This window comes from Streptomyces durhamensis (assembly GCF_000725475.1).
Classification (GTDB): Bacteria; Actinomycetota; Actinomycetes; order Streptomycetales; family Streptomycetaceae; genus Streptomyces; species Streptomyces filipinensis.
This window is the reverse complement of the sequence record NZ_JNXR01000019.1, coordinates 36,073-49,660: the sequence shown is the minus strand read 5'-3', so window position 1 is coordinate 49,660 and position 13,588 is coordinate 36,073. Positions and strand designations below refer to the sequence as shown.

The following is a 13,588-nucleotide window of genomic DNA, read 5'->3' as shown; positions in this document are numbered from 1 at the left end:
TGGGAAAAATGCCGGGAGAAGCGGAACCGGCGCGAGGGAAATGAGGTCTTAAGGTCCGTCGACGGACGGGATCGGCCCGGACGTCACGAAACCGGGGGAATGAGACGCATGTCCGTTCACAGTCGCAAGACCCTCCTCGCCGCCGCGGTCCTCACCGGCGGCCTCACCCTGGCCGCCGTGGCGCCCGCCCTCGCGGGCACCGGCGCGAGCCACACCACCCGCGCCGCCGCCGTGTCCTCCGCCCAGGGCGACCCGCGCAACGTCACCCAGCACGTGGCCGACTTCTACGGCGCCTACATCGACGCCGTCTGGTCCACCGACGACAGGTCCGCGGGCGAGGCGGCCAAGGCGCTGCGGGGCTTCTACCTCTCCGCCGCCGCCCAGAGGAAGGTGACGGCCTTCGAGAAGAGGGAGCACGCCGACGGCATCCTCTTCGCGCAGAACGTTCCGGTGAAGTGGAAGGTGACCTACACCGGCTCCGGCGCCGGCCACGCCACCAGCCGGGTCACGCTCACCTGGAGCGACGGTCCGCACGCCGAGGTCAGCAAGATCGACGTGCAGTCCGACCTGAAGACCCTGAAGATCACCGACCTCAAGTCGGTCCGCTGACCGGGGGCGTGCGTCCCGCCCCGCCCCACTCGGGGCGGGACGCACGCCTGCCGTGGCGGCCGGCGGTGCCCGCGCGGGACGTACCCGGCGTGCCGCCGCTCCGGGCGGGGCCCGGGCGTCGGACGGGATCACGGGCCGAGCGTGCCCGCAGTGTCCGCCCGCCGGACGTGGTCACCCGTGCCGGAGGGCCTCCGTGCCGGGGGCCCGGCCGATGTGTCGGTGCCGCTCCACGGCCGTGCGGTGCAGTGCGATGAGCGCGGCGTCGTCGCCGAGCCGGCCTCCGGCATGGGCGAGCAGGTCGCGCCGCACATGGTGCATCAACGCCTCGGGACTGTCGTCGGTCCAGCGCACCACCCGCTCGGTGAGCGGGTAGAACCGGCCGCGGGCGTCCCGTGCCTCCACCACGCCGTCGGTGTAGAGGAGCAGGGTGTCGCCCGGCTCGAAGGAGAACACGTCCAGCGTGTGCTCGGTGCCGCCGTGCACCCCGAGCGGCGGTGACGGGTGCAGGCTCGGGACGGTGACGGCGTGGCCGGGGCTCAGCAGCAGCGGCGGCGGATGGCCGCAACTGGTCATCCGGGTGACCGGGTCCCGGTCCGGGATCTCCACCAGCAGCGCCGTGGCGAACCGTTCGCCCGCCTCCTCGGGCGGCTCCATGTCCGCGGCGTGCCGCGCGATGCTCTGCTCCAGGACGGCCGCCAGCTCGGCCAGCGGGATGCGCCGGTGCGCGCTCTCCCGGAAGGCCCCGAGCAGCAGGGCGGCCTCGCCGACGGCGGCCAGTCCCTTGCCGCGGACATCGCCGATCAGCACGCGGACCGCGCCGTCGCACCGGGTCGCCGCGTAGAGGTCGCCACCGATCTGCGCCTCGTCCTCGGCGGCCAGATACAGCGAGGCGATCCGCAGCGGGCCGATCTGCTCGGGCAGCGGCCACATCAGCACGTGCTGGGCTGCCTCCGCCACCGTGCGGACCTGGGCCAGCTGGGCCTGCCGGCGTTCCCGCAGGGCGCTGTAGAGCACCACCAGCACCGAGAGCACCGCGAGCGTGATGATCTGCACGATGTGGTTCGTGGTGCCGAGACCGCCGTGGGTGACCCCGATGAGGATCTGGGCGGCGAGGGCGAGCGCCCCTATGGCCGCCGTGGTGCGGGGCCCGGCGATGGAGGGCGTCAGCGCGGGCGCGATCACCAGGGCCGGGCCGAGGTGGACGCTGTAGGGGGCCTGCACGTCCACCACTGTGATCACGACGATGAGCGCGACCGGGAGCAACAACAGCGGATGCATCGACTGCCAAGGCCGCCGCCAGGCCACCCTGAGCCGGGGTTCCATTCCTACAGCGTGCTCCCCGGCCGCACGCGGCGCACGTCACACGAGGGCAGCCCGAGCCCGGCTGCGCCCGCCGGGGCCTCGCCCGCTCCTCCCGGCGCCGCCCGCGACGGCCTCTTCCCTCGCCCCCGGCGACCTGCTGCCGCGCCCGTCCCGACGGACTGAGCCGCCGCCGACCGCCGGAGGGTGCGCCGTGTCGGTGCGGTCGCGGCGGGTACCCGTAGGACCCCCGGGACCGGACCGGCCGCCCCGGGGGCGCCGGGTGCCGTGAAGGAGAGGTCATGACACGAAACGGGGAGGACACCGCGCCCCTCCGGCCGCCGGAGGTCACCGAACTCCGCCTCGCCACGGAAGGACCGGACCGGCCTGCCACCTCCGTGCCGGGGCCGCCGGATCTGTCGCACGAGCCCGCGCCGGTACCGCCGGACTTGCCGCATGAGCCCGCGCCGGTACCGCCGGACTTGCCGCATGAGCCCGCGCCGGTACCGCCGGACTTGCCGCACGAGTCTGCGCCTGGGCCGCCGGACCTGCGGCACGAGTCCGCGCCGGGGCCGCCGCATCAGCCTCATGAGCCCGTGCCGCAGTCGCCGGACCTGCCGCGTGGGTCCGCGCCGGGATCGCCCGCTCTGCCGAACGAGTCCGCCCCGGGACAGCCGGACCTTCCGCACGACCGCAGCCAGGCGATCCTGGAGGCCGCCAAGGAGATCGGCGCCCTCCTCAAACGCGCCGGCCATCCGTTCGCGCTCGCCGGGAGCGTGGCCGTCTACGCCCACGGCGGCAGCCGCTACCTCCAGCACGACGCGGACTTCTGCGTCCTGCCCGACGACGCCGACACAGTCGCCGCCACGCTGGGCGAGGCCGGCCTCGCCGTCCGTACCCCGCCCGAGGACTGGCTGCTGAAGACCACGTGCCGCGGGCAGAACGTCGACATCATCTTCGCCCTCGCGCACCAGCCCGTCACCAAGGACCTGCTGGAGCGCGCCCACGTCCTGCCGGTCGACTCGGTGCTGATGCCCGTCCTGTCCCCGACCGACCTGATCCACAGCCTGCTCAGCGCCTTCTCCGAGCACTACTGCGACTTCGGGGCCGTCCTGCCGGTCGCCCGTGCCGTCCGCGAGAAGGTCGACTGGGACGAGGTCCGGGCCGCCTGCGGGGACCAGCCCATGCCGGCCGCCTTCCTCTTCCTCCTCGAACGGCTGAACGTGATCGACCCCCAGGAGGGGCAGCCATGACCGACACGAGCCCGCCGCCCCCGCCGGCGGCCGGCAACCTGGACTACCGCGTCGCCCACCTCGCCGAGCACCTCGCCGCCGGACCCCTCGGGGAACTCGGCGTACGAGTGGAGATGCGCGGCGACGCCGTCCTGCTGACCGGCACCGTGCCGTCCGCCCAGTGCCGGGACGACATCTGCCACATGGCCCGCGAGGAACTGGCGGAGCATCCCGTCCACTGCGACATCCTCGTCGCCGGGACCTCCTCGCCCGACCACGGAGAGGACCTGACATGATCCGCGTCGCGGCCGTCGGGGACATCCACATGGGCCCCGAGAGCCAGGGCACGCTGCGCCCCTCCTTCGAGACGCTGCCCGGGTGCGCCGACGTCCTGCTGCTCGCCGGCGACCTCACCCGGCACGGCACCCCGGAGGAGGCGGCGGTCGTCGCACGGGAGATCAAGGACATCGGGGTGCCGGTCGTCGCCGTCCTCGGCAACCACGACCATCACGACGAACGGCCCGAGGAGGTCGCCGCGATCCTCCGCGACGCCGGGGCCCACGTCCTGGAGGGACAGTCCGCCGTCGTCACCGCGGGCGAGCGCCGGATCGGGGTCGCCGGGACCAAGGGCTTCGGCGGCGGATTCGTCGGACGCTGCGCCGGGGAGTTCGGCGAACCGCTCATGAAGGAGTTCGTCCGCTACAGCCGCCGGTGCGCCGACACCCTGCACATCGCCCTGAAGGAGCTGGCCGACTGCGACGTGCGGATCGCCCTCACCCACTTCTCACCCGTGCCGGACACCCTCGCCGGGGAGCCGCCGGAGATCTATCCGTTCCTCGGCAGCTATCTGCTGGCGGAGGCGATCGACACCGGCGGCGCCGACCTGGCCGTGCACGGCCACGCCCACGCCGGCACCGAGCACGGCATGACCAGCGGCGGCGTCCGCGTGCGGAACGTGGCCCAGCCGGTCATCCAACAGGCCTTCCACGTGTACCACCTGCCGGGCCGGGAACAGCACCCGCAGCAGTGAGCCCAGGCCCGGGCAGCGTCGGACACCGGCCCACTCCGTGGGCGGGCCAGGTGGCGACCCGCCGAGGCCCTGTCTCGGATGCTGCGGGGACCGCCGTGCCCCGCCCCTAGCGGTTGACCGTCCGCATGCCCGCCTCGTCGTACCGCTCGCCCGCCGCCTCGGGCAGCTCCGCGTCGATACGGGCCAGATCCTCCTTGGTCAGCTCGATACCGACGGCACCGGCGTTCTGCTCCAGGTAGCCGCGGCGCTTGGTGCCCGGGATCGGCACCAGGTCCTCGCCCTGGGCCAGCACCCAGGCGATGGCCAGCTGGGCCGGGGTCACGTCCTTCTCGGCGGCGATCTCCTTCACCTTCGCCGCCAGCCGCAGGTTCGCCTCCAGGTTGGCGTCCGTGAAGCGCGGGTTGGCGCGGCGGAAGTCGTTCTCGTCCAGCTCGTCCGGCGAGGTGAAGCGGCCCGCGAGGAAGCCGCGGCCGAGCGGGGAGTACGGCACGAAGCCGATGCCCAGCTCCCGGCACGCGGGCAGCACCTCGGCCTCCACGTCCCGCGTCCACAGCGAGTACTCGCTCTGCACCGCGGTGATCGGGTGCACGGCGTGCGCCCGCCGGATGGTCTCCGCGCTCGCCTCGCTCAGCCCGATGTGGCGCACCTTGCCCTCGGCGACCAGCTCGCCCAGCGCGCCGACCGTCTCCTCGATGGGCACGTTCGGGTCGACCCGGTGCTGGTAGTACAGGTCGACGTGGTCCGTGCCGAGCCGCTCCAGCGAGCCGTGCACCGAGGAGCGCACGTGCTCGGCCGAGCCGTCCTGCCGGCCGATCGTGCTCATGTCGCCGGGTACGGCGTCGTCCATGCGGTAGTTGAACTTGGTCGCGATCACGTACTCGTCGCGATGTCCCCGTATCGCCTCGCCGACCAGCGACTCGTTGGTCAGCGGCCCGTACACCTGGGCCGTGTCGAGGAAGTCGATGCCCAGTTCCAGGGCCCGACGGATGGTCGCGATGCCCTCCTCCTGGTCGGCGGATCCGTAGAAGGCGGACATCCCCATGCATCCGAGGCCGATGGCCGATACCTGGAGGTCCCGCAGACTGCGCTTCTGCATGCGATGTCCCAGCCTTTCCTGCGCACTCGATCGTCGTTCCGTACGGCACGGGCCGTGGTCCGCCCTGCTTCCATCTAGCGACGGATCGCGGCACCCGGCATCCCGTGGGGGAGGCCGGGCGCAGGCACCCTCGTGCCGGACGTCTGCGACGCTACGAGTTGGAGCGCTCTCCAAGTCAAGCCGCGCTCCGGGCCGGGCGACGTGCCCAGCCGGACCGGCAGCTCGACGTCGGCGATCACCTAGGCCGCCCGGTCCGCGGGTATGTCGCCGCGCTGCGCCGGCGGGTGCGGGCCTCGGCGGACACCGCCAGATCGATGTCCGGCAGCCGGGCCAGGGCGACCTCGACACCGGCTCGCGCGATCACCTCGGCGGGCAGCGGCCGTGTTCGTGGCGGCACATGACACTCGGTGGTGAACTGACGGTCGCCATGCGGGAGTTCGTGATCGAATCAGAACGGTCCCGTGCTCATTGAATGAACTGAGCGGCGGTTCCGGCGCGTTGGACGTGAAGAGGGCGGCTGCGACGCCCTGCCCCCCGCATGCGAACGGAGCCGTACGGCAGTTGCGGGAGCCTTGTTCCGGAGGACGGGTCCGAGAGGATGGAGGTTGCCCCGCGCTCCTCGATTCCCGGCCCCGCGCGCCTGTGGGTCTTCCCACACCCGCGCGTCCCCGCGATGGATCTTGACGCCCGTCCTCCGGCTCGCTGGACTGTCACCGATCGGGCCTTACCGCCGCAGCTCTACGTCGACGCCCGGAACGGGCGGACGCCGGCATAAAGCCCGCACGGTCCGACCACCGTGAGCGGGGTGAAGGGGGACGAGGGACATGACGGGGGAGCCGAAGGCGATGGGCTGCCGTGCCTCATGAGGACGGAAGAGCACGCCCGAGGGCACACCGACCGGTACCGCTCACTGCCCGCACGGCTCGCCCGGTTCACCGCGCGGACGCTGCGGAGCGAGTGGTGTGCGATCGTCGTCGACCCGGTGCGGTGCCTCACCCGGCGGGGAGTGTCCGCGCTCCTCCTGGGGTTCGTCGCCGCGTTCGGCGTGGTCTTCTGCCACGACGTCGCCCAGCACCCGCTCGGCCGGCTGTGGGTCCAGCGCCTCGGGGGCGTCGACGCCGACCTCCCGCTGTGGCTGTCGCTGCTGCGTACGCCCGTGTCGCTGTACGTCCCCGCACTCGACCTGCCCGTGTGGGCGGGCATCACCCAGCTGTTCCTCGCCTTCGCCCTCGCCGAACTGCTCCTGGGCCGGGCCCGGACCCTGGTGATCGCCTACGTCACCACCCTGGCCGGCACGCTCGCCGCCCGCGTGATGATCGCGCTGGGCCCCGGCTGGTGGGGCTTGGGGCTGCCGCCGGCGTACGGCCAGATGCTCGACACGGGACCCTCCGCGGCCGTCGTCGGCCTGTTCACCTATCTCGCGGTGATCAGACGCGCGCCGGTGGTGTTCACCCTGACCGGCGGCTCGATGGTGGGGGAGTCCCTCGCCGTGCCCAACCTGGCCGGCCGCGAGCACCTGGTCGCCGTGGCCACGGCGATCCTCCTCGGCCTCCTGCACGGCCGCCGCGCTCGCCGGCGGGACCGCGTACGGTCCCTGCGGCCCACGCGGTCCGGCGGTCCCGCCCCTGCCGGGACCCGGCACCGCCGCCTCGCCCCCAGCCGGGCCGGCACCGCCGCCCCGCCCCCGCCGAGCGGGCGCGGGTCCCTGCCCCCGGCCGAGCCGGTGCGGGTTCCCGCGCCGGCCCCGCCCGGCGCCCTTTCCGCTCCGGTGAACGCCGACCGTACGCGCGACACGGCGATGACCTCCCTGGAATGCTGAGTCCATCGGATGAGAGTGTGGCGCCGCCCACCCCGTCGATGTGATGGTTTTCGCACGTCGACACGCGCGGGCACCCCCTAGGGTTTGCCGCGGGATACGGCAGGGCGTGACTGACACCATGGTGTTCGTCGCCGGCAGGCAGCTGAAGGGAATCCAGAATGTTCCGCAAGGTGCTGGTCGCCAACCGTGGAGAGATCGCGATCCGCGCGTTCCGGGCGGGCTACGAACTCGGCGCGCGCACCGTCGCCGTGTTCCCGCACGAGGACCGCAACTCGCTGCACCGGCTCAAGGCAGACGAGGCGTACGAGATCGGGGAACCGGGGCACCCGGTGCGGGCCTATCTCTCCGTCGAGGAGATCGTGGCCGCCGCCCGCCGGGCCGGCGCCGACGCCGTCTATCCGGGTTACGGCTTCCTGTCCGAGAACCCGGAACTGGCCCGCGCCTGCGAGGAGGCGGGCATCACCTTCGTCGGCCCGAGCACGGCCACCCTGGAGCTGACCGGCAACAAGGCCCGGGCGGTCGCCGCCGCCCGCGCGGCCGGGGTGCCCGTGCTCGGTTCCTCCCAGCCCTCCACCGACGTGGACGAACTGGTCCGCGCCGCGGACGAGATCGGCTTCCCTGTCTTCGTCAAGGCCGTGGCGGGCGGCGGCGGGCGCGGCATGCGCCGCGTGGAGGACCCTGCCCAGCTGCGCGAGTCCATCGAGGCCGCCTCCCGCGAGGCCGCCTCCGCGTTCGGTGACCCGACCGTCTTCCTGGAGAAGGCCGTCGTCGACCCGCGCCACATCGAGGTGCAGATCCTCGCCGACGGCGAGGGCAACGTCATCCACCTCTACGAGCGCGACTGCTCGCTCCAGCGCCGCCACCAGAAGGTCATCGAGCTGGCCCCCGCGCCCAACCTCGACCCCGAGGTGCGCGCGCGGATCTGCGACGACGCCGTGCGCTTCGCCCGCGAGATCGGTTACCGCAACGCGGGTACCGTCGAGTTCCTGCTCGACCCCGACGGCAACCACGTCTTCATCGAGATGAACCCGCGCATCCAGGTCGAGCACACGGTGACCGAGGAGGTCACGGACGTCGACCTGGTCCAGGCCCAGCTGCGCATCGCCTCCGGCGAGACCCTCGCCGACCTCGGCCTCGCCCAGGACACCATCACGCTGCGCGGCGCCGCCCTGCAGTGCCGTATCACCACCGAGGACCCCGCCAACGGCTTCCGCCCGGACACCGGCCGGATCAGCGCCTACCGCTCGCCGGGCGGCTCCGGCATCCGCCTGGACGGCGGCACCACCCACGCCGGTACGGAGATCAGCGCGCACTTCGACTCGATGCTGGTCAAGCTCACCTGCCGGGGCCGGGACTTCGGGGCCGCCGTCGGCCGGGCCCGGCGTGCCGTGGCCGAGTTCCGGATCCGCGGCGTGGCCACCAACATCCCCTTCCTCCAGGCCGTCCTGGACGACCCGGACTTCCAGGCCGGGCGGGTCACGACCTCCTTCATCGAGCAGCGGCCGCACCTGCTGACCGCCCGCTCCTCCGCGGACCGCGGCACCAAGCTGCTCACCTACCTCGCCGACGTGACCGTCAACAAGCCGCACGGCGGGCGCCCCGACCTGCTCGACCCGGTCACCAAGCTCCCGCCGCTCCCGGCCGGTGAGCCCCCGGCCGGCTCCCGCCAGCTGCTGGTCGACCTCGGCCCCGAGGGCTTCGCCCGCAGGCTGCGCGAGTCGCCGACCATCGGCGTCACCGACACCACCTTCCGCGACGCACACCAGTCCCTGCTCGCCACCCGGGTGCGCACCAAGGACCTGCTCGCCGTCGCCCCGGTCGTCGCCCGTACCCTGCCGCAGCTGCTGTCCCTGGAGTGCTGGGGCGGCGCCACCTACGACGTGGCGCTGCGCTTCCTCGCCGAGGACCCCTGGGAGCGGCTGGCCGCCCTGCGCGAGGCCGTCCCCAACATCTGTCTGCAGATGCTGCTGCGCGGCCGCAACACCGTCGGCTACACCCCGTACCCGACCGAGGTCACCGACGCCTTCGTGCACGAGGCCGCCGCCACCGGCATCGACATCTTCCGCATCTTCGACGCCCTCAACGACGTCGGCCAGATGCGCCCCGCCATCGACGCCGTACGCGAGACCGGCACCGCGATCGCCGAGGTCGCCCTCTGCTACACCGCCGACCTCAACGACCCGTCCGAGCGGCTCTACACCCTCGACTACTACCTGCGCCTGGCCGAGCAGATCGTCGACGCCGGCGCCCACATCCTCGCCATCAAGGACATGGCGGGCCTGCTGCGCGCCCCGGCCGCCGCCAAGCTGGTCTCCGCGCTGCGCCGCGAGTTCGACCTGCCCGTGCATCTGCACACGCACGACACGGCCGGCGGTCAGCTCGCCACCTACCTCGCCGCGATCCAGGCCGGCGCCGACGCGGTGGACGGCGCGGTGGCCTCCATGGCCGGTACGACCTCGCAGCCGTCGCTGTCCGCGCTCGTCGCCGCCACCGACCACTCCGAGCGGCCCACCGGCCTCGACCTGGGGGCCGTCGGCGACCTGGAGCCGTACTGGGAGGGCGTCCGCAGGATCTACGCCCCCTTCGAGGCGGGCCTCGCCTCCCCGACCGGCCGCGTCTACCACCACGAGATCCCCGGCGGCCAGCTGTCCAACCTGCGTACCCAGGCCGTCGCCCTCGGCCTCGGTGACCGCTTCGAGGCCATCGAGGCCATGTACGCCGCCGCCGACCGCATCCTCGGCCGCCTGGTCAAGGTCACCCCGTCCTCCAAGGTGGTCGGCGACCTCGCCCTGCACCTGGTCGGCGCCGGCGTCTCCCCGAAGGCCTTCGAGGAGACGCCGGACAGGTTCGACATCCCGGACTCGGTCATCGGCTTCCTGCGCGGGGAGCTGGGCACTCCGCCCGGCGGCTGGCCCGAGCCGTTCCGCACCAAGGCCCTGCAGGGCCGGTCCGCGCCCAAGCCCGCGCCGGAGCTGTCCGCCGAGGACCGCGAGGGCCTGGCCAAGGACCGCCGCGCCACCCTCAACCGGCTGCTGTTCCCGGGCCCGACGCGGGAGTTCGAGACGCACCGGCAGGCCTTCGGCGACACCAGCGTCCTGGACAGCAAGGCCTTCTTCTACGGGCTGCGCCCGGCCAAGGAGTACGCCGTCGACCTGGAGCCCGGCGTCCGGCTGCTGATCGAGCTGCAGGCGGTCGGCGAGGCCGACGAGCGCGGTATGCGCACCGTGATGTCCTCGCTCAACGGCCAGCTGCGCCCGATCCAGGTCCGCGACCGCGCCGCCGCCTCGGACGTGCCGGTGACGGAGAAGGCCGACCGCGCCAACCCCGGCCATGTCGCCGCGCCGTTCGCCGGTGTGGTGACGCTGGCGGTGGCCGAGGGCGACGAGGTGGCGGCCGGTGCCACCGTCGCCACCATCGAGGCGATGAAGATGGAGGCCACCATCACCGCGCCGAAGGCGGGCCGGGTGTCGCGCCTCGCCATCAACCGGATCCAGCAGGTGGAGGGCGGCGACCTGCTGGTCGAGCTCGCCTGAGCCACGCCGGCACGGCACGCACGACAAGGCCCCGTGGTACCGGAAGGTGCCACGGGGCCGACGCCGACGGCGAGGAGAGCGAAGGGACTGGATTTAATCCCTATGCCAGGAGAGGTGAGAAGGAAGCCCCTTCATGGCCTCGCCGTCCCTCACGTTAGCAGTCACTCCGGGATCAGGTCGCGCAGATTTTCCGGCGTGACGATCCGGGAGTCCGGGTGCAGTCCCTCGGGCCGCTGCAGGCCGACGTAGGTGACCGGGCCGTCCGGGGCCGCCGCCGTGCCGTCCCACTCGGTCACGGTCGTGCCGCGTCCGGCCAGCAGCCCGGCGAGATACCCCACCGTGAGGTACTCGCGCTCGACGATGCCGCGCAGCAGCGTCGCCACCGACACCCGGTTGCCCTCCACCCGGTTGGCCGCGGGATGCCCCTTGAGGTACAGGTGCAGCCACTTCGCGTGCCACCGGCCGTCGGCGCCCCGCAGGAACGCCAGCGGCAGCGCGACCCGGCCGGGCCCGCGCAGCTCCGACTTCATCCGTACCGTGCGCGGCTCGAAGGGGCGGCCGGCCTGCTCGGACTCGCGCAGCATGAACCCGAAGAAGGACTCCTCGACCTCTTCGAAGCCCTCCCCGGAGTAGATGTCGACCTGCGGGACGACGAACGTGCCGCGCACGGCACCCAGACGCAGGTTGATGAACTCCGAGGCACCGTCGGGGGCTTCGGTGATGTCGCCGGAGTGCTCGCCCTCGACGTCGGCCAGGGCCGTCCAGGACAGCCAGGTGACCGTCTCGTAGTCGGCGTCGAGCAGCAGCGCCGACAGGTCGTAGTCGGTGCGCTCGCCGGACTCCTTCCAGTACACGAAGAAGCGCAGCAGCTCGCCGTCGACGGGGGAGAGGGAACCGCGCGGCAGCACGCCCAGGCCGGACGCGGTCGCCTTGCCGCTGAGCGGCAGCGCCACGTCGAGTACGTCGGGGTCGACCAGCAGCCGGTCCACGGCCGGGAGCCGGCGGCCGATCTCCTCGTCCAGTGCGCCGCTCAGCCGCTCGCGCTCCGGCGGCAGCAGGGGCGGGCGGGTGTCGTCGGTGACCCAGGCACGGCCCCGCCGGCCCACGAACACCCGGCGGCCCTCCGCCGCCCCGGCACGGTTGTGCAGATGCTCGCGCACCGAGAGCAGGACCCGCCCGGACGCCTCGCCGGCGACCTCCTCGGCCGCGGCGACGACGGTGTCGCGCTCCTCCTGGGTGCGGGCCGTGCGCAGCAGCCGGTCCAGGGCGCGGAACAGCTTCCCGGGCGCGGACCGCAGCAGCCGTACCGCCCCGGTGACGTCGCCGGCCGCGAGCAGTTCCTCGACGCGGCCCTCGAAGGACGGCGCCCGGCGCTCACCGCGGGCGACGGCGAACACGTCGACGGCGTGCGGCCACTGCGGGTACTCGTGCGGGTGCAGCCGTTCCCCGAGGCGCTTGAACGCCTCCCGGTGGGCGGAGACGTCCGCCAGCTTGGCGGGGGAGGCGGCGACGACGGCGTCCAGTCCCGCGAGCAGCGCGCGGCGTACCGGCCGGGACAGCCCCCGGAACCGGGTGGGCTCCTGAAGGGTCACGTCGCCGTCGGACAGCGCGCAGGCCAGACGGAGCACGTCGGTGACGGTGTCCAGCAGCAGGTCGGCGCCCGCCCGCAGCCGTGCCCGGTTGACCACGGCCCGGTTCTCCCGCACGGGGATCACCTCGGGCTGCGGCCCGGTCACGCAGTGTCCGGCGAGCACCTCCAGATCGCGCAGGCCGTCCTCGCCGAGCGGGGTGCTGCTGCCGGCCAGGGCCAGGTACAGCGCGGTGACCTCGTCCTCCAGCGGAGCGCCGAGGTCCAGCACGGTCAGCCGGTCGCCCGCCGCCGGGATCAGCTCGTCGTGCCGGGCGAGCATCTCGGCGTAGGTGTGCCGGTAGCGGCCGTACGACGGCAGGGTCAGCAGGTCGACCACCCCGCTGATCAGCTGCTTCAGCGTGCCCGTGCGGGTGGAGTCGTCGGCGAGCGCCTCGTCGACGCAGCGCATCCAGAACTCGACGGTGTCGGGGACGTTCGCCGGGAAGTCGACGAAGTAGACGTTGTGCTCGACGTGGTCGCCGACCAGCTCGCGGACCGCCGCCAGGGTGCGTACGGCGGTGTCGGCGACCACGTCCCCGGACTGCGCCGACAGGTGCCCGAGAGCGGCCGCGGAGAGCTTGAAGCCAACCGACATCAGCGCGGCGTCGAACTGCCGCGCCGTCACCTCGCCGCTTCCGGCGGCTCCGGTGGGGGCGGGGATGCGGTGGGTGTGCCGTACGACCAGCTGTTCGAGGGTGTCGCGCATTGCGGCATGATCGCAGAGGTGTGCGAGCCGCTGCACCGCAATTTGGCGCGTATCGAGGGGACAGACCCGTCCCCGGAGCGGTCAGTCCCAGAGCGGGTAGGTCATGACCTGCTTGAAGGTGTCCGGCCGGGCGTCGGTGTAGGTCAGGGTCATCTGTGTGTAGCGCGCGAAGGACGGGTGCCGCGTCCACTGCTTCCCGCCGGTGAGCCGGACGACGACCGGGTAGCTGTGGAAGGTGCCGGCCGCGCAGTACGGCGTGCAGTCGTTGACCCAGTTCACGCCCACGGCCTTCGCCCCGTCCGGACCCCACTCGGTCCAGTGGAGTCCGGAGAGCCGGCTGTTGCCGTCGCCGCAGGCGAGGATGAAGTCCGCAGGGCGGACATTCCGGTGGAAGAAGCAGTCGACCAGCACGGGCCGTGCCGGCGCGGACTTCGCGTGCGTCGCGGCCGGAGCCGGCGGGCTGGCCGAGGCCGTCGTCATCGCCCCTGTCAGCAGGGCTCCTGCCGCGAGGGTGGCTGCCGTTCCCACCAGTGATCCGCGCATGGCCGCTCCCACTGCCGTTCTGTGTCCGACCGCGTTCACTTGACGCTACGACCGTGCGGCCATTTGCACCAATCGCGCAGGTCGCGCGGCG

The 13,588-nt window shown here is 73.1% G+C and carries 10 protein-coding genes and 1 pseudogene; 6 read left to right on the top strand and 5 right to left on the bottom strand.

Features of this window, described 5'->3' with window-relative positions; genetic code table 11:
• The first annotated feature begins 108 nt into the window (after nucleotides 1-108).
• Nucleotides 109-609: a hypothetical protein gene (locus IO33_RS0127965; RefSeq protein ID WP_031169928.1), complete on the top strand. Its 501-nt coding sequence runs from the start codon at nucleotides 109-111 to the stop codon at nucleotides 607-609.
• 171 nt (nucleotides 610-780) lie between these two features.
• On the opposite strand, the gene IO33_RS0127960 is transcribed toward IO33_RS0127965, so the two are convergent.
• Nucleotides 781-1,932, bottom strand: a complete 1,152-nt coding sequence (locus IO33_RS0127960) for a PP2C family protein-serine/threonine phosphatase (protein WP_031169925.1) — start codon at nucleotides 1,930-1,932, stop codon at nucleotides 781-783.
• 572 nt (nucleotides 1,933-2,504) lie between these two features.
• Here IO33_RS0127960 and IO33_RS0127950 point away from each other — a divergent pair.
• The 3 genes from IO33_RS0127950 to IO33_RS0127940 are packed head-to-tail and all read left to right on the top strand — an operon-like array spanning nucleotide 2,505 to nucleotide 4,170.
• Nucleotides 2,505-3,161, top strand: a complete 657-nt coding sequence (locus IO33_RS0127950; protein ID WP_037686142.1) for a nucleotidyltransferase family protein — start codon at nucleotides 2,505-2,507, stop codon at nucleotides 3,159-3,161.
• Nucleotides 3,158-3,436, top strand: coding sequence for a BON domain-containing protein (locus IO33_RS0127945; RefSeq protein ID WP_031169920.1), 279 nt, complete (start codon nucleotides 3,158-3,160; stop codon nucleotides 3,434-3,436). Before IO33_RS0127950 ends, IO33_RS0127945 begins: the two co-directional genes overlap by 4 nt.
• A complete protein-coding gene (locus IO33_RS0127940) occupies nucleotides 3,433-4,170 on the top strand; it encodes a metallophosphoesterase family protein (protein ID WP_031169917.1) in 738 nt (245 codons plus the stop codon). Before IO33_RS0127945 ends, IO33_RS0127940 begins: the two co-directional genes overlap by 4 nt.
• Before the next feature lie 106 nt (nucleotides 4,171-4,276).
• Here IO33_RS0127940 and IO33_RS0127935 read toward each other — a convergent pair whose 3' ends face one another.
• Nucleotides 4,277-5,266 (bottom strand): aldo/keto reductase, encoded by a 990-nt coding sequence (locus IO33_RS0127935; protein WP_031169915.1) that lies wholly within the window; start codon nucleotides 5,264-5,266, stop codon nucleotides 4,277-4,279.
• A 235-nt stretch (nucleotides 5,267-5,501) separates the two neighbouring features.
• A pseudogene (locus tag IO33_RS49535) lies at nucleotides 5,502-5,636 on the bottom strand (cytochrome P450); the annotation flags it as partial.
• A gap of 492 nt (nucleotides 5,637-6,128) precedes the next feature.
• On the opposite strand from IO33_RS49535, the gene IO33_RS44555 reads away from it, so the two are divergent.
• Nucleotides 6,129-7,085 (top strand): hypothetical protein, encoded by a 957-nt coding sequence (locus IO33_RS44555; protein ID WP_245235900.1) that lies wholly within the window; start codon nucleotides 6,129-6,131, stop codon nucleotides 7,083-7,085.
• A gap of 158 nt (nucleotides 7,086-7,243) precedes the next feature.
• On the top strand, nucleotides 7,244-10,618 hold the full coding sequence (locus IO33_RS0127925; protein ID WP_031169911.1) for a pyruvate carboxylase: 3,375 nt from the start codon (nucleotides 7,244-7,246) through the stop codon (nucleotides 10,616-10,618).
• 161 nt (nucleotides 10,619-10,779) lie between these two features.
• Here the strand turns inward: IO33_RS0127925 and IO33_RS0127920 are convergent, their stop codons facing one another.
• Together IO33_RS0127920 and IO33_RS0127915 are read right to left on the bottom strand one after the other, a co-directional pair.
• Nucleotides 10,780-12,954, bottom strand: a complete 2,175-nt coding sequence (locus IO33_RS0127920; RefSeq protein ID WP_031169909.1) for a TerD family protein — start codon at nucleotides 12,952-12,954, stop codon at nucleotides 10,780-10,782.
• Between the two features lie 81 nt (nucleotides 12,955-13,035).
• Nucleotides 13,036-13,497, bottom strand: coding sequence for a hypothetical protein (locus tag IO33_RS0127915; RefSeq protein WP_031169906.1), 462 nt, complete (start codon nucleotides 13,495-13,497; stop codon nucleotides 13,036-13,038).
• Nucleotides 13,498-13,588 lie beyond the last annotated feature (91 nt).

Excerpts from the sequence above, each read along its gene's own strand:
- IO33_RS0127965 (WP_031169928.1), top strand. The coding sequence starts at position 109 with ATGTCCGTTCACAGTCGCAAGACCCTCCTCGCCGCCGCGGTCCTCACC.
- IO33_RS0127960 (WP_031169925.1), bottom strand. The coding sequence starts at position 1,932 with ATGGAACCCCGGCTCAGGGTGGCCTGGCGGCGGCCTTGGCAGTCGATG.
- IO33_RS0127945 (WP_031169920.1), top strand. The coding sequence starts at position 3,158 with ATGACCGACACGAGCCCGCCGCCCCCGCCGGCGGCCGGCAACCTGGAC.
- IO33_RS0127940 (WP_031169917.1), top strand. The coding sequence starts at position 3,433 with ATGATCCGCGTCGCGGCCGTCGGGGACATCCACATGGGCCCCGAGAGC.
- IO33_RS0127935 (WP_031169915.1), bottom strand. The coding sequence starts at position 5,266 with ATGCAGAAGCGCAGTCTGCGGGACCTCCAGGTATCGGCCATCGGCCTC.
- IO33_RS44555 (WP_245235900.1), top strand. The coding sequence starts at position 6,129 with ATGAGGACGGAAGAGCACGCCCGAGGGCACACCGACCGGTACCGCTCA.
- IO33_RS0127925 (WP_031169911.1), top strand. The coding sequence starts at position 7,244 with ATGTTCCGCAAGGTGCTGGTCGCCAACCGTGGAGAGATCGCGATCCGC.
- IO33_RS0127920 (WP_031169909.1), bottom strand. The coding sequence starts at position 12,954 with ATGCGCGACACCCTCGAACAGCTGGTCGTACGGCACACCCACCGCATC.
- IO33_RS0127915 (WP_031169906.1), bottom strand. The coding sequence starts at position 13,497 with ATGCGCGGATCACTGGTGGGAACGGCAGCCACCCTCGCGGCAGGAGCC.